The organism is uncultured Hymenobacter sp., from assembly GCF_964242765.1.
Lineage (GTDB): Bacteria > Bacteroidota > Bacteroidia > Cytophagales > Hymenobacteraceae > Hymenobacter.
The window spans coordinates 1-14056 of sequence record NZ_CAXTBM010000056.1; the positions used below are offsets into that span (position 1 = coordinate 1).

Annotated in this window: 14 protein-coding genes; 7 read left to right on the top strand and 7 right to left on the bottom strand. The window is 54.8% G+C overall.

All coding sequences use genetic code 11. The features are described from left to right. Nucleotides 1–1755, bottom strand: a 1755-nt coding sequence (locus ACFE7X_RS19465; protein ID WP_375437357.1) for a CocE/NonD family hydrolase, incomplete at its 3' end; no start/stop codon positions are given. A gap of 214 nt (nt 1756–1969) precedes the next feature. On the opposite strand from ACFE7X_RS19465, the gene ACFE7X_RS19470 reads away from it, so the two are divergent. The 3 genes from ACFE7X_RS19470 to ACFE7X_RS19480 all read left to right on the top strand — a co-directional run bounded on the left by ACFE7X_RS19470 (nt 1970) and on the right by ACFE7X_RS19480 (nt 3808). Beyond that, nucleotides 1970–2542, top strand: coding sequence for a 50S ribosomal protein L25/general stress protein Ctc (locus ACFE7X_RS19470; protein WP_375437358.1), 573 nt, complete (start codon nt 1970–1972; stop codon nt 2540–2542). 226 nt (nt 2543–2768) lie between these two features. Then, nucleotides 2769–3332 carry an aminoacyl-tRNA hydrolase gene (pth, locus tag ACFE7X_RS19475; protein WP_375437359.1) on the top strand — a complete coding sequence of 188 codons (564 nt, stop codon included), beginning with the start codon at nt 2769–2771 and terminating at the stop codon, nt 3330–3332. A gap of 44 nt (nt 3333–3376) precedes the next feature. Beyond that, on the top strand, nt 3377–3808 hold the full coding sequence (locus tag ACFE7X_RS19480) for a hypothetical protein (protein WP_375437360.1): 432 nt from the start codon (nt 3377–3379) through the stop codon (nt 3806–3808). 86 nt (nt 3809–3894) lie between these two features. Here the strand turns inward: ACFE7X_RS19480 and metG are convergent, their stop codons facing one another. Continuing rightward, nucleotides 3895–5940, bottom strand: a complete 2046-nt coding sequence (gene metG / locus ACFE7X_RS19485) for a methionine--tRNA ligase (protein WP_375437361.1) — start codon at nt 5938–5940, stop codon at nt 3895–3897. Nucleotides 5941–6156: 216 nt separating this feature from the next. Here metG and ACFE7X_RS19490 point away from each other — a divergent pair, with 216 nt between their 5' ends. Further along, entirely contained in the window at nt 6157–6795 is a 639-nt protein-coding gene (locus ACFE7X_RS19490; protein WP_375437362.1) for a hypothetical protein, read from the top strand. A 199-nt stretch (nt 6796–6994) separates the two neighbouring features. Here the strand turns inward: ACFE7X_RS19490 and ACFE7X_RS19495 are convergent, their stop codons facing one another. From ACFE7X_RS19495 to msrB, 3 genes are all read right to left on the bottom strand, one after another. Continuing rightward, nucleotides 6995–7348, bottom strand: a complete 354-nt coding sequence (locus ACFE7X_RS19495) for a hypothetical protein (RefSeq protein WP_375437363.1) — start codon at nt 7346–7348, stop codon at nt 6995–6997. 132 nt (nt 7349–7480) lie between these two features. After that, nucleotides 7481–8275: a DUF3050 domain-containing protein gene (locus tag ACFE7X_RS19500; protein ID WP_375437364.1), complete on the bottom strand. Its 795-nt coding sequence runs from the start codon at nt 8273–8275 to the stop codon at nt 7481–7483. Nucleotides 8276–8486: 211 nt separating this feature from the next. Continuing rightward, the gene (gene msrB / locus ACFE7X_RS19505) at nt 8487–9062 is read right to left on the bottom strand and encodes a peptide-methionine (R)-S-oxide reductase MsrB (protein ID WP_375437365.1); all 576 of its coding nucleotides are present in this window, start codon (nt 9060–9062) and stop codon (nt 8487–8489) included. 188 nt (nt 9063–9250) lie between these two features. Here msrB and typA point away from each other — a divergent pair, with 188 nt between their 5' ends. From typA to ACFE7X_RS19520, 3 genes are all read left to right on the top strand, one after another. Further along, nucleotides 9251–11059: a translational GTPase TypA gene (typA, locus tag ACFE7X_RS19510; RefSeq protein ID WP_375437366.1), complete on the top strand. Its 1809-nt coding sequence runs from the start codon at nt 9251–9253 to the stop codon at nt 11057–11059. Between the two features lie 129 nt (nt 11060–11188). Next, nucleotides 11189–11506 (top strand): hypothetical protein, encoded by a 318-nt coding sequence (locus tag ACFE7X_RS19515; protein WP_375437367.1) that lies wholly within the window; start codon nt 11189–11191, stop codon nt 11504–11506. Between the two features lie 156 nt (nt 11507–11662). Beyond that, nucleotides 11663–12409 carry a YqjF family protein gene (locus ACFE7X_RS19520; protein WP_375437368.1) on the top strand — a complete coding sequence of 249 codons (747 nt, stop codon included), beginning with the start codon at nt 11663–11665 and terminating at the stop codon, nt 12407–12409. 3 nt (nt 12410–12412) lie between these two features. Here the strand turns inward: ACFE7X_RS19520 and ACFE7X_RS19525 are convergent, their stop codons facing one another. Both ACFE7X_RS19525 and ACFE7X_RS19530 read right to left on the bottom strand, forming a co-directional pair. Next, the gene (locus tag ACFE7X_RS19525) at nt 12413–13393 is read right to left on the bottom strand and encodes a hypothetical protein (protein ID WP_375437369.1); all 981 of its coding nucleotides are present in this window, start codon (nt 13391–13393) and stop codon (nt 12413–12415) included. An 83-nt stretch (nt 13394–13476) separates the two neighbouring features. Continuing rightward, nucleotides 13477–13758 (bottom strand): acylphosphatase, encoded by a 282-nt coding sequence (locus tag ACFE7X_RS19530; RefSeq protein ID WP_375437370.1) that lies wholly within the window; start codon nt 13756–13758, stop codon nt 13477–13479. Nucleotides 13759–14056 lie beyond the last annotated feature (298 nt).

A 14056-nucleotide genomic window follows, 5' to 3' on the forward strand; every position in this document is an offset into this window, starting at 1 on the left:
CGGAAACCAGGTGCTTTGCACCTGCACCATGATGCGGTGGCCCTTTTTGAAGGTGTGCAGCACATCCTGGAGGTTGAAGTTCACGGCCGTTTTCTGGTTGGCTACCATGGCCTCGGGCTTCTCGAAGCTGTTGCGGAAACGGGCCGGCATCACTTCGGAGCGCACCATCTGCCAGTAGTTGCTGAGGGTGATGTTCTTGTTGGGCATGTACTCGTGGTTGGGCTCGTCGGGCGGGTACACGTCGATGAGTTTCACCACCCAGTCGGCGTCGGTGCCGGAAGTAGCTACTTTGAGGTTGGCCATGATTTCGCCGCCGAGCGTCACGTCGTCGGTTAGCACGTCGGTTTGGTAGACGAGCACATCGGGGCGGCGGCCGGCGAAGCGCTGGTCCTCACTCATGTAGTTGAAAGGCGTGAAGCCAGTCGTAGTTGTCAGGTCTTCGGTGTAGGGCACCGGCTTGAGCGGGTCGCTTACGAAGCTCGTGGTGCCCGGAGTAGCGGCAGGTTGCTTTTCGAGTTTGCCGTCGGCGCTTAAATACATCTTCAGGTGCGTGGCTTCGGCGGCGGGCCACTTCGGGAACGTCTCCCATTGCTTTTTGCCAGTATCAAACATATAGGCTTCGGGTAGGCCCGAGTTCTTGTCGCCGCTGCCTTTCAAGAAATGCGCGAAAAACTTAGCCTCGATATTGCGCTGGTAGAAGGTGGCGATACTATCGCCGAAGTACACGTTGCTGTGCAGGGTGTGGCCCGTCTCGCGCGACCAGCGCCCGTGCCCAAAAGGACCCATCACCAGCGTGTTGTAGGTTGATGGACTCTTCTTCTCGATGGTTTTGTAGATTGCCAGTGGGCCGCGCAAGTCCTCGGCATCAAACCAGCCTCCTACCGTCATCACAGCAGGCTTGATGCCGGACGTGTAGTGTTCGGGCAGGGCGCGTTTTTGCCAGAACTCGTCGTAGTTGGGGTGGTTGACGGTTTCCTGCCAGAAGAAGTTGTTGGCGTAATACTTATCGGCATTCTTAAGCGGGCCTAAATCCAGCAGAAACTGGTAGCCGTCCTTGGTGTTGGCTTTGATATTTTGGGCGCTGTACCAAGCTTTGCTGGTGGTATCCTGCTTTTGCACCCCAAACACCGGATACGTGAAGATGTACGACTCCAGAAAGGCGCCATTGTGGTGGAAATCGTCGAAGAAGAAGTCAGACACTGGTGCCTGCGGGGAAGAAGCTTTCAGGGCCGGATGCTCGGAAAGAATACCCGCGGCGGTATAGAAGCCCGGATAGGAAATACCCCACTGCCCGACCCGACCGTTGTTGTTGGCCACCTTTTTCGTTAGCCAATCGATGGTATCGAAGGTGTCGGAGCCTTCGTCCACGTCTTTTTTGCTTTTCTTCTTGTCTATAACCGGCGTCATGTTCGTCCAGGTGCCCTCACTCTTCCACCGGCCACGCACATCCTGATACACGAAGATGTAGCCTTGCTTCATCATGGTTTCGGAAGGGCCCAAGCGCGCCGGAAACTTGTTGGCCCCATAGGGCGCAACGCTGTAGCATGTGCGCTGCATCATGATGGGGTACTTCTTACCCGCCGCCGCATCCTTGGGCGTGTAGATGGCCGTGAACAGCTTGATACCGTCGCGCATGGTCACGTACACCTCTTGTTTAGTGTAATGCTCCTGCGCATAGTTGGGCTGATTGGCAGTTTGGGCGAACAAGGGCGCGCAACAAAGCAGAAGCCAAGCCAGGAAAGCAGTTGTTTTCATAAGTGGTAAGTTAGAGAATGAGAATGCAGACCGGCACGCCACCAAAAGGCGTTGTTAGCCAAAGAACGCGCTTCTCCGGACAATTCTCTAGTTGTGCAGCGCTAGTTAGACGCTTAATAATTGACTGGGCATAGTAACTATACTATTGATTGCCTATCTTTGCGGCCCGTTTGCCACTTGGGCAGGTGGTTATTTTCTTTAAAAACACATCTTTATGAAAAGCCTCGAGATTGTAGGGTTTAAAAGAGCGAATCTCGGTAAGAAGGATTCCAAGGCAGTTCGCCTTGAGTCGTACGTGCCGTGCGTATTGTACGGTGGCGCTGAGCAGGTCCATTTCACGGCCCCCGCTATCCTCTTCCGCGAATTGCTGTACACCCCCGAAGTTCACATCGTGGACCTGAACGTGGAGGGTACGCACTACCGCGCGATTGTGCAGGACGCCCAGTTCCACCCCGTAAACGAAATGCTACAGCACGTTGACTTCCTGGAGTTGGCTGACGGCAAAGAAGTGAAAATGGACATCCCCGTGAAGTACGTAGGCGTTTCGCCGGGCGTACTGGCCGGTGGCAAGCTGGTAAGCAAGCTGCGTAAGCTGAAAGTGAAAGCTACGCCTGAGAACCTGCCCGACTTCGTAGAAGTTGACATCTCCGACCTCGGCCTCGGCAAGTCTATCAAAGTGAGCAAAGTGGAAGAGAAAGGCTTCACTATCCTCAGCAATGCCCAGGCTCCTATTGCTACCGTGGCCATCCCACGCGCCCTGAAAGGCCAGTTGCAAGGCGAAAAGTAAATCACGAATTGAGGCGGGCGAGGTGGATTGCACGGATTTCGTGGAATCCAACTCGCCCGCCAATTACGAAAAGCCGTCCTGTCAGCAGGGCGGCTTTTTTCATAACCTCTCTTTTGAGTTTACGGCCAACCTGCCAATGCCCGCTAAGCTGCATCTTTGCAGTCGAAGGGTTGGATGACGGCCACGAGAGTAGTACACTCCAACCTATGTTTCAATTCGTGCTTCTATGAAATACTTGGTTCTCGCCCTCGGCAACATCGGGCCGGAATATGCTGACACTCGCCACAACATCGGGTTCATGGTGGCTGATTATCTGGCGGCGAAACACGAGGCGCGCTTCGAGCTGGGAAGACACGCCTTCACCACGGAAATCAAGTTCAAGGGTAAAACGTTTGTGCTCGTGAAGCCAACCACCTACATGAACCTGAGCGGTAAGGCCGCTGCGCATTACCTGACCAGCCTCAAGCTCGAAAAAGAAAGCATGCTGGTGGTGACGGATGATTTGGCCCTCCCCTACGGCAAACTGCGACTAAAAGGCAAAGGCTCGGCGGGCGGCCACAACGGCTTGAAAAGCATCCAGGAAACCATTGGCAGCGACGAATACGCCCGTTTGCGCTTCGGCGTGGATGCCAACTTCCCCAAAGGCCGCCAGGTGGACTATGTGCTTAACCCGTTCACGCCCGACGAACGAATTGATTTAGCTACCCACATCGAGAAGGCGGCCGATGCTCTTCTGGCCTTTGGTACGCTCGGGCTAGACCGCGCCATGAACGTAGTGAATACGAAATAGGTAAATGCGTATATTAGTGGAGGCAATCAACTCGTTCCTCAGCTATGAAAACTAAGCTAGTGCATTGCTTTGTGGTTGTCTTGGGCGTAATGCTGCTTTCAACAGTTTCGGCGGCGGCACAGTCGGTGGCTACGGCGACCATAGTAGTGTATCGCCCAAACAAGCTTTTCAGTTGGAACGTCAATTACGATTTCTTCAACGATACGCGGGAACTGTGCCGGTTGGGCAAGGGGCGCTACATGATTACTACCGTTCCGGCGGGCATGGTTACGCTCCGTTCGCACATCAGTGGCTTCTTTGTGTGGCCCCTGAAAACTGATAGTATTCTACGGTTTGCCGCGAAAGCTGGTGAAACCTACTTCGTGCAAACCGATATTCTAGGCTACAACATGGGATTGGCGCCAGCCCATTATGCGAAGACTCGCTTACAGCGCATCACCAAGTCCGACGACTGCGCCAATTGCACCGGTATATAGACTCTAAAGCAGTTTGGTTGCAACACTACTATCAAGCAAAAGAGCCGCTCCTGATTGGGAGCGGCTCTTTTGCTTCACTGCAAGCTTTATGCAATGCTACTGCCCGGCACTACGGCGTGACCGGGCTGCATTAGTGCCAACGAGCCATCCGCATTTTCAGCCATCAGCAACATGCCCTGGCTTTGGATGCCTTTAATTTCGCGGGGCGCTAAGTTGAGTAATACCTGCACTTGCTGGCCAACAAGGGCCTCGGGAATGAAGTGCTCGGCAATGCCGCTCACAATCGTGCGGGGTTCGGCAAGCCCCAAATCAACGCTGAGTTTGAGGAGCTTTTTGGTTTTCGCCACTTTTTCGGCTGCTACAATGGTGCCTACCCGCAAATCCATACGCTGAAACTCCTCGAAGCTCATGTCTTCTTTGGCTGGAGCCGCTACGGCATTGGCTAGCTCGTTGGCCTTTTTGGTGTCGAGCAGCTTTTGCACCTGCGCCTCTACCGTAGCATCTTCAATCTTGTCGAAGAGCAGGGCCGCTTCCTTGATCTGATGACCAGCGGCTAGCGTATCGGGGCGGCCGGCTTGCTGCCAGGTATCTTTCTTCACGTTTAGCATCTCGCCAAGTCTGGCGGCAGCGGTGGGCAAGAACGGTTCGAGCAGCGTGACCAAACTGGCCGCCAACTGCAAGGCGACGTGCAACACGGTGCCGGTGCGGGCTTCGTCGGTTTTGATGAGTTTCCACGGTTCGGTATCGGCCAGATACTTGTTGCCGAGCCGGGTCAAGTTCATTAGTTCGTTCAGCGCGTCGCGGAAACGGTAGTTGTCAATCAGCTCGCCAATGCGTGCAGGAAACTCCGCCAGCTGCGCAAACACTTCTTCGTCCTGCGTGGTAAACGGACCACGAGCAGGCACCTGCCCCCCGAAAAACTTGTGCGTAAGCACCACGGCCCGGTTCACGAAGTTGCCGAGGTTGGCCACCAGCTCGTTGTTGTTGCGGGCCTGGAAATCTTTCCAGGTGAAGTCGTTGTCCTTGGTTTCGGGGGCGTTGGCGCACAGCACGTAGCGCAACACGTCGGCTTTGCCGGGAAAGTCTTGCAGGTATTCGTGCAGCCACACGGCCCAGTTGCGCGAGGTGCTGATTTTGTCGCCTTCCAGGTTCAGGAACTCGTTGGCCGGCACATTATCGGGCAGGATGTAGTCGCCGTGGGCCTTGAGCATCGCGGGAAAGATGATGCAATGGAACACGATATTGTCTTTGCCGATGAAGTGGACCAGCTTGGTGCCCGCATCCTTCCAATAGGTTTCCCAGGTATCGGGCAGCAGGTCTTTGGTGGCGGAAATGTAACCGATGGGCGCATCAAACCACACGTAGAGCACCTTGCCCTCAGCGCCCGCCACAGGCACCGGCACGCCCCAATCCAGGTCACGCGTGACGGCGCGGGGATGCAGGCCCTGGTCGATCCACGATTTGCACTGGCCGTATACGTTGGTTTTCCAATCCTGCTTGTGGCCTTCCACAATCCACTCGCGCAACCACGGCTCATACTGGTCGAGGGGCAAGTACCAGTGTTTGGTTTCGCGCAGCACCGGCTGATTGCCCGAGAGCATGGAATGCGGATTGATTAGCTCGGTCGGGCTGAGCGAGGAGCCGCACCGTTCGCACTGGTCACCGTAGGCGTTTTCGTTGCCGCAGTTGGGGCAAGTGCCCACGATGTAGCGGTCAGCCAAGAATTGCTCGGCCTTCTCGTCGTAGTACTGCTGCGAAACCTGCTCAACGAATTTGTTTTCCTCGTACAGCTTCTTGAAAAAACCACTGGCCACTTCGCTGTGCGTACGGGAAGAAGTGCGGGAATAAATATCGAACGAAACGCCGAAATCCTGAAATGAGTCACGGATGAGGACGTGGTACTTATCCACTACTTGCTGCGGTGTAACGCCTTCTTTCTGAGCGCGGATGGTGATAGGTACGCCGTGCTCATCGGAGCCGCAAATAAACTTCACGTCGCGGCCGGCGGCCCGCAGGTAGCGGACGTAAATATCGGCTGGTAAGTACACGCCCGCCAAATGGCCGATGTGCACTGGCCCGTTGGCATAAGGCAGCGCCGCCGTGACGGTATAGCGTTGAGGATCAGGTTGCATCAGAGAAAAAGAGAGTAAACGAAAGAAGAACCGAAAGGTGGAAATGTAGGATACAAGGTTGGCAGGGCCGGCTAGAACTGCTTACGTAGCGAATTAGCAGAGAACGAATGTCGCTACAATAAAAGCCGCACGTAATTTCTTCTATATTTGGGCAGCTCAACTGTTGATTGCTCCTGCGGTTTGCCGCCGAAAAACCTCATCCACACTTTCCTACCGATGAAAAAGTCTGAACAAGAACAGCCTGAGAAAAAGGCCAAGAAAGCTTCCGCCAAGAAAACTCCGGAAGAGAAAGCACAGCGCAAAGCCGCGAAGGCCGCCACTCTTGCCACTGATACTATTTCAGATTCCAGCGGGGATAAGAAGTCCAGTCAGAAGAAAACGTTGAAGCTAGCAGCCAAGCAACTGCAAAAGGAGCTTGACCAGCGCATGAACGAAGTGGTAAAGCGCATTCGCAAAGAAACGAAAGACAAATTGAAAGAGGTGGTGAAAGATGCCATGCAACGTCTCGACGTTGATACAACTCGCTTGTTCGAGCAGGCGCTGCACACCATCGTGCGGCACCACGACACCGGCACCTCCGCTGCCTCCGACAGCATTACCACCGAACCAGCAAAGCCATCAATTCAAACAAAACCAAGTTCCAAGCAGAAAGCAGCTACCTCAAGCACCAAAGTTTCGACTGCTGCTACCACACCGAAAGCTACGCCTGCCGCCAAGCCAGCCACCAAAACAGTTGCTAAGCCAGCTTCCGCCGCGCCGCGCCGCAGTCAACCAGCGGCTACGCCCGCAGCTTCCAAGGCAACCACTATTGCTGAAGTGGCAAACGCCAGCCCACTTGCTGTAGACGGCCAATAACCTTCACTGCACAAATACAAGCGGCCCGCTGCTCCTTTACTGGAAGCAGCGGGCCGTTTAGCATACAGTAAATCAGAATAACTGCTGCGACAAACCAGCAGAGACGCCGGCTGGTTTACGAGCATATCTGAATGCCGAACACGTCAGTAGCTCAAGTGTCGGTACTACTACTGCGCGGCGATATCAGTAAACGTAGCGTTTACGGGCGCCGCATGGTATCAACAATACCTCCGTTGAGGCGGCGTAGCCGAGTTTCATTGGGGGTCGTGTTGGACTCGTTGGTATTCAGGCTTTCGGGCCGTTTGCGCGAGTTGATACCGCTCGCTTGCTCACCTAAGCGGACGCGGCCGGGCGTGGCGTCGGGCACCGAGCCGCCGTAACCCGCACCACTGTTGTAGGCGGCCTGCCGCTCGGCATCGGTCGTAATTTGATTGGGTAGAGTTGGTCGTTCCACCTCGGCAGCACTTTCCTGCGCCGTAAAACAAGCCGTAGTTAAGACACTAGAACTTATCAGCAGCACGGCAATAAACAGGCGCAAGTCAAGCTTTTTCATGAGCGGAAATAAGGCCGCGCCAGAAATAGCACGGCCCTTCTATCAACGCACTAAGTGGCAGGCGGGTTGAGGTTTCGATGGGCTACTGACCTTAATAATATTACCTCAACACTTACAGCGGCAAACGAAACTCTATTTGGCTACTGGCTGCGACAAAGCCGCCCCGATTCCGTCCCAAAGTTCCACTCGGGCTTGCATGCAGTTAGCGGCTACTTCCTGGCACTCCTGCCACCGTTTGGCATCGGTACCGCACAGTTCGCGCACCATCTGCTGGGCCAAGGGCGTGTGCACTTCTTCGTCGAGCTGAATGTGCCGGTCGAGGTAATACGTGAAAGTGTCGAGCTGGCTCGGAAACCGTTCGCGCAAGTCGTGCACAAGGTGGCGGAACATGTCGGGTATCACGTCTTCGCGGCCGAAGGTGAAAGCGGCGGCAATGGCGTGGGTGTTGCCGGAATCAACAACGTCGAAGGTGGCCAGCACGAACCGCCGCACTGATGCGGGCGCATCGGCTATTTCCAGCGCTTTCGCCATCGATTCGCCAACCGCTAACGCGCCCAACATTCGGTGCATAGGAGCGGTATCGGCGCCGCACTCTTCCATCGAGCGCAGATACATTTCGAAGTGACTGGCAGGCTGGCCTTGCTGGTCAACATCGGTTTCTTCTTCCAGTACGATTTCGTTGATGAGCCGGCGCGTGGCGGGGTTACCGCGCGGCACCCACGGCACGGTGGTACAAGTAAGGTCGCGCTGCAACGCTTTCAGCAACGACATAAAATCCCACACCGCAAACACATGGTGCTGCATAAAGACCTGCAAATCTTCCAAAGAACGCAAAGCATGATATACATCGTGCGTCACTAGTTGCGCTCGGATTGGTGCTAGTTGCTGCTGCAAATGAAGGATAGGATCTTGAACTTGGGTTGGCATACGTAAACAAGTGAGAAAACTGCGTGCAGAATATATTTCGCCTCAATAACAAACGAAGCGGCTCCTTGGCTTGGATTGCTAAGGAGCCGCTACAGAAATACAGGTCGTTGCACTAGGCAGAATGGGGCGTCGTTTGAGCTGACGTTGCATCAATATATTTGATTACCAGGCTAGCTAGATGCTTCGACAAGCTCGGCACAACAACGAGTTGTTACTTGGCTTTCTCGAACACCATACCGTCGGAATCCATGCAGTAGCGCTGACCAGTGGGCTTCGGGCCGTCGTCGAAAACGTGGCCGAGGTGGCCGCCGCATTTGGCGCACACTAGCTCGTCGCGGCTCATGCCGTAGCTATTGTCGGCAGTAACTTTCAGGCTGTTTTCGGTGGCTGGGGCCCAAAAGCTTGGCCAGCCCGTACCCGACTCGAATTTGGTTTCGGAGGAGAACAGCAGGTTGTGGTCGGCAGCGCAGTAGTAGTTGCCCTTCTCGTGGTTGTCGGCGTATTTGTTGACGAAAGGCCGCTCCGTGCCTTGCTGACGCAGGATAAAGTATTGCGCCGGCGTGAGCTGCTTTTTCCACTCCGCATCGGTTTTACGCACCGGAAACTCGCTGGGCTTGCCAGTTACAACTTTCGGGCTAGGATACTTGGCGTTTACTGCCTTCACGGCAACGGCGGGAGTTTGATTGGAGGCAGAGGCGTTGGTGTCGGAGCCGCCGTTTTTTTTCTGCGAACAGGCCGAGTTCAAGGTCAGGGCCGACACGAGCAGAAACAGAAGGGAAGAGCGCATGTGCTGAAGCAGATAAGAAGTTGTATCGGACCGAACGGTAGTGTCCGGCTTCTGATGGAACATACGCGAGCGGCTATACGTTCGGTTCGCTGGCGACGGCTCCGTTTCTGTGTCAGGAAGTTAACTTTTTGATCAGATGGTTTTTTGCCGTCGGAATTGTTTACCTTTGCACCCGGAAAACCCATTGTATGCAGAACATCCGGAATATCGCAATCATTGCGCACGTTGACCACGGCAAGACGACGCTCGTGGACAAAATCATTCATGCCTCAAAACTTTTCGACGACCACCAGCACTTCGACGACCTGATCCTCGACAACAACGACTTAGAGCGTGAGCGGGGTATCACCATCGTCTCGAAGAACGTTTCGGTTCGCTATAAAGACGTAAAAATCAATATCATCGACACTCCTGGTCACGCCGACTTTGGAGGGGAAGTGGAGCGCGTACTGAAGATGGCTGACGGCGTACTGCTGCTCGTTGATGCTTTCGAAGGCGCCATGCCCCAGACGCGTTTCGTGCTAGGCAAAGCCATCGACTTGGGTTTGAAGCCCATCGTGGTGGTCAACAAAGTCGACAAGGAGAACTGCCGTCCCGACGAGGTACACGAGCAAGTGTTCGACCTTATGTTCAACCTCGGCGCCTCGGAAGACCAGTTGGACTTCGTGACGCTATATGGGTCGAGCAAGCAGGGCTGGATGAGCACCGACTGGAAAGTGAAGACCGACAACATCATCCCGCTGTTGGATGCGGTAGTAGCTTCAATTCCGCCCGCTCCTACCCTGGACGGCACGCCACAGATGCAGGTTACCTCGCTCGACTACTCGTCGTTTGTGGGTCGTATTGCCATCGGGCGGGTGCACCGGGGTACCTTGAAAGAAGGTGCTAACATGAGCTTGGTGAAGCGCGACGGCAGCATCAAGAAAGTGAAAATCAGAGAGCTACAGATATTCGAAGGTTTGGGTCGTACCAAGGTTTCGGAAGTTAGCTCCGGCGAAATCTGCGCCGTAACTGGTATCGAAGGTTTCGAAATCGGCGACACGCTGGCGGATGCCGAAAACCCCGAAGGCCTAACTACCATCAGCATCGACGAGCCGACGATGAACATGTTGTTCACCATCAACAACTCGCCGTTCTTTGGTAAGGAAGGTAAGTTTGTAACGTCGCGGCACCTGCGTGACCGGCTCTTCAAAGAGACCGAGAAAAACCTAGCGTTGCGCGTAAAGGAAACCGATAAGGAAGACACGTTCCTAGTATATGGCCGTGGTATTCTGCACTTGTCAGTACTGATTGAAACCATGCGCCGCGAAGGATTCGAGTTGCAGGTAGGTCAGCCGCAGGTTCTCTTCAAAGAAGATGACAATGGTAACCGTTTGGAGCCCGTTGAGCACCTAGTGGTAGACGTACCCGAAGAAACTGCCGGTAAGGTGATTGAGTTGGTGACGATGCGCAAAGGCGAGTTGACCATCATGGAGCCCAAAGGCGACTTGCAGCACTTGGAGTTCAACATCCCGGCTCGCGGTTTGATCGGCCTGCGTAACAACGTGCTGACGGCTACCGCTGGTGAGGCCATCATGAACCACCGCTTCCAGAGCTACGAGCCGTACAAAGGCGTAATTCCGGGCCGTATTGCGGGTTCCTTGATTTCGATGGAAACCGGTGCGGGTACGGCCTACACCATCGACAAGATGCAGGACCGCGGTGAGTTCTTCGTGGACCCAGGCGAGGAAGTATACGCTGGTCAGGTTATCGGCGAGCATACCCGCCCGAATGATTTGACCATCAACATCCAGAAAGGCAAGAAGCTCACCAACATGCGTGCTTCGGGTTCGGATGAAAACGCGAAGATTGTTCCGAAGCGTCAGTTCTCGCTGGAGGAAGCCATGGAATACATCCAAAAGGATGAGTACCTGGAAGTAACCCCCAAGTCGGTGCGGATGCGTAAGATTCTGCTCGACGAAAATGAGCGTTTGCGTTATGCCAAGAAAGTAGACTAAGCAGCGAGTTTCGCGGTTGAGTTTTGTTTATGTAAGAGGCGCGGCGTGAGTCGCGCCTTTTTTCTTAGCGGCGCTACCGACTGATACTAGCCACAATTCGTATCTTTTGCTACTTACTTCTCTTGCCTTATGGATTCTGAAAACCGCAATAAGCGTGACTTACCTGAAGTGGTAGCTGACATACTGGTTGTACTTGATAAGGTACAGCAGACACAGCAGCAAATGCAGCAGACACAGCAGCAAATGCAGCAGACGCAGCAACAACAGCATGAGCAAATCATTCATGCCTTTAATACCATGACCAATGCCGTGCTCGATGCGATGAACCGCCAAACGGAACGCTACGACCGCACAATTGATGCACAGGCTTCGCAAGAGACGGAAGTGCGGGATTTGAAGCAGCGCGTGGAAAACCTGGAAAAGACCGTCTATAACAAGGCCAGCTGATTTGTAGAAACTGACGATATCTACTAAAAAGGGGCGCAACCAGTGGTTGCGCCCCTTTTTGTTACGCTGAATAGTAGGGAGGTTTCTCCTGCTGTGGTGTTGTAATGGCACTGAGTTGATTTCAGCTTTCCAAGTCTTTGTCTTTTGTCCCACTATATGCTCGCCGAATCCCCCATACGTACTCGCCCCCGACTTTCGTTGATGCGGCAGCGTTGGAGTGACCTGCTCTTTGCGCATTGGCCTATAGACCCGGAGCTGTTGCGGCCGTATCTGCCGGCACGGTTGGAGCTGGACCTGTTTGAGGGGCAGGCGTGGCTGGGTGTGGTGCCTTTCACTATGAGCAGCATCAGGCCATTGGGGTTACCTGCCGTGCCGGGCCTGAACCACTTACACGAACTGAACGTGCGCACCTACGCCCGCTTAGATGGAGTACCCGGCGTGTGGTTTCTTTCCCTGGATGCTACCAACCCTTTGGGAGTGTGGGCGGCGCGAACCCTGTTCCACCTCCCCTACCTGCATGCCCGCATTAGTTTGATGGAAACTGCTGGTGCTCTTCGGGCCGTGGCCGAACGTACCCACCGGGGCGCGGCGCCCGCCACGTTTGCTGCCACCTGGATGCCTGGCAAATTATTGCCACAGCCACAGCCAGGCACATTGTCGCACTTTCTGACCGAGCGCTATTTTCTGTATACGGCTGGCCCCAACCTACTGCAAGATGTACTAGGCCCTAATCTGTGGCGAGGTCGTCTTTTCCATAAACCCTGGACTTTACGAGAGGCAACCCTAACCGAATGGAAATCAACGCTGGTGGAAGCGCACGGCCTGCCGACACCTGCGGGAGAGCCGCTGCTGTATGCAGCCGATCCGCTGGAGGTTTGGGTGCAGGAACTGCGGCGCATGTGACGTTTATTCTTTAAACCCTGTAACTCCTAACTGCCGACGCAGCACCGAGTCGGGGCGGGTGTGGCGCTGCCAATAGTCGGATTTGAGGGTGCTGGTGCGGATAGCACGAGTAGTAAGGGGCTTGGCGCTGCCGTAGGTTTGATTGCCGAAGCGCATTTGGCCATCGTAGGTATCCTCCCACCCGGCAATCAGGTAAGGGAAATCCTGCTCGAATACGATGGTGAGAGTACGTTTGGTGCTGGAATAAGCCAGCGTGTAAGCTTGCAGCGCAGCGCCTGCTTGCGCAGGCTTGAACAGGATTCCACGGTAGGGCTTCAACTCGGCGTTGGCCGTTTCTACGCGTAGCGGCTGGTGGCGCAGCCGGGCCGCTACGGTACCCGGAATGATGCGCAGCTTGCCTACGGGTAAGGTTTTAGGATCGAGGCGGAGGCGGGTCCACAGTTCCTCTTCCAACGTTACGGCTTCCAGCGAATCGGTTTGGTCGGCTTCCTGCTGAAAGTAAGAATGCGCTGCAAGATGATACTTCCGGCGGCGCAAGTTGAGTTGCGTATACGTCTGGCCGCACCAGTCCTGCACGGAAGTAGCGACTTTGAAGGTGTGCGGAAACTGGTTGGCGGCTACGGGGGTGAACACCGACGTGTTGATGGAATAGTCGTAGATACCCGTGGTGAAGCGGCGCATCTGGTTCATTTTCAGCACCGACGTGGCCGTTTCCTTGGTTTTTCCGCCTTCCATTTTCACTTGTTTCGTAGGCAGGAAATCTTCGGTGACAAACACCAGCACTGCTTCGCCGGGATGGATATCGTCGTAGCGGTTTTGCTGGAGTTGGTAGCGGCTTAGCTCGGCTTGGCCCGCATACCAGTAGCGCGAGAACTCCGCGGACACTGGCGCACCTCCTGAAGCTGCTCTTTTCACTTCCTCCGGACCAGCCGAACAAGCTAGCAACAGCGCAGAAAAAGCGACACTTGCCGCAAGGTGACGCATAAATAGCATAAGCAACCAAATGAAACTAGGGTAAGATAAGGGCTCCAGTCAGAAATCTATTCTTCACTTTGCTAGCCGGGCTGCTAGTGCCGGACCTCGAACGTTTGATAGCCCTGCACTTCTCCGGGTTCCACCTCCACCTTGTCTACCCGGGCCGCAACGGGCCCTTTGTAACACCAGGCTTCCAATCTATCCAAGGCTTCGGTAGGGCCTTCGGCCTCGATGGTAACCGTACCGTCGGAGTTATTGCGAGCGTAGCCAGTCAGACCAAGACGTTGTGCCTCGGTGCGGGTGCTTTGGCGGTAGAAAACGCCCTGAACTCGGCCGTGGATATGCAAGATGCGGTGTTGGGAAACGGAAGTCATGAGCACAATGAACGAGAAGTTGATACCAATAGACCGTAGATATGGGAGCAAAGCGGGATGTGTCGGCGTACCAAAAAGCCGGGGCTTCAGCAGCTAGGCGCCTTGCATGCCGTATATAAACGCATTGGACGAGCAGGAGTATCCGCAGGTGCAGCCATTGGGAGACTGGCGCGCGGAACGTTCGAGGGGCCCCAACGGCGCGCGAATTATCAGTGCATCTTCTCGCCTACCTGCACCTTAACGCTGAATCAAGCCTTCTTTTGTACCCGCATCAAGATCCGCTGCTGTCGGAGCCCAC

What these genes read in the sequence shown, in the direction of transcription:
- msrB (WP_375437365.1), bottom strand. Translation starts at nt 9,062, where the DNA reads ATGCGCTCTTCCCTTCTGTTTCTGCTCGTGTCGGCCCTGACCTTGAAC.
- typA (WP_375437366.1), top strand. Translation starts at nt 9,251, where the DNA reads ATGCAGAACATCCGGAATATCGCAATCATTGCGCACGTTGACCACGGC.
- ACFE7X_RS19495 (WP_375437363.1), bottom strand. Translation starts at nt 7,348, where the DNA reads ATGAAAAAGCTTGACTTGCGCCTGTTTATTGCCGTGCTGCTGATAAGT.
- ACFE7X_RS19480 (WP_375437360.1), top strand. Translation starts at nt 3,377, where the DNA reads ATGAAAACTAAGCTAGTGCATTGCTTTGTGGTTGTCTTGGGCGTAATG.
- pth (WP_375437359.1), top strand. Translation starts at nt 2,769, where the DNA reads ATGAAATACTTGGTTCTCGCCCTCGGCAACATCGGGCCGGAATATGCT.
- ACFE7X_RS19490 (WP_375437362.1), top strand. Translation starts at nt 6,157, where the DNA reads ATGAAAAAGTCTGAACAAGAACAGCCTGAGAAAAAGGCCAAGAAAGCT.
- ACFE7X_RS19500 (WP_375437364.1), bottom strand. Translation starts at nt 8,275, where the DNA reads ATGCCAACCCAAGTTCAAGATCCTATCCTTCATTTGCAGCAGCAACTA.
- ACFE7X_RS19530 (WP_375437370.1), bottom strand. Translation starts at nt 13,758, where the DNA reads ATGACTTCCGTTTCCCAACACCGCATCTTGCATATCCACGGCCGAGTT.
- ACFE7X_RS19515 (WP_375437367.1), top strand. Translation starts at nt 11,189, where the DNA reads ATGGATTCTGAAAACCGCAATAAGCGTGACTTACCTGAAGTGGTAGCT.
- ACFE7X_RS19520 (WP_375437368.1), top strand. Translation starts at nt 11,663, where the DNA reads ATGCTCGCCGAATCCCCCATACGTACTCGCCCCCGACTTTCGTTGATG.
- ACFE7X_RS19470 (WP_375437358.1), top strand. Translation starts at nt 1,970, where the DNA reads ATGAAAAGCCTCGAGATTGTAGGGTTTAAAAGAGCGAATCTCGGTAAG.
- metG (WP_375437361.1), bottom strand. Translation starts at nt 5,940, where the DNA reads ATGCAACCTGATCCTCAACGCTATACCGTCACGGCGGCGCTGCCTTAT.
- ACFE7X_RS19525 (WP_375437369.1), bottom strand. Translation starts at nt 13,393, where the DNA reads ATGCGTCACCTTGCGGCAAGTGTCGCTTTTTCTGCGCTGTTGCTAGCT.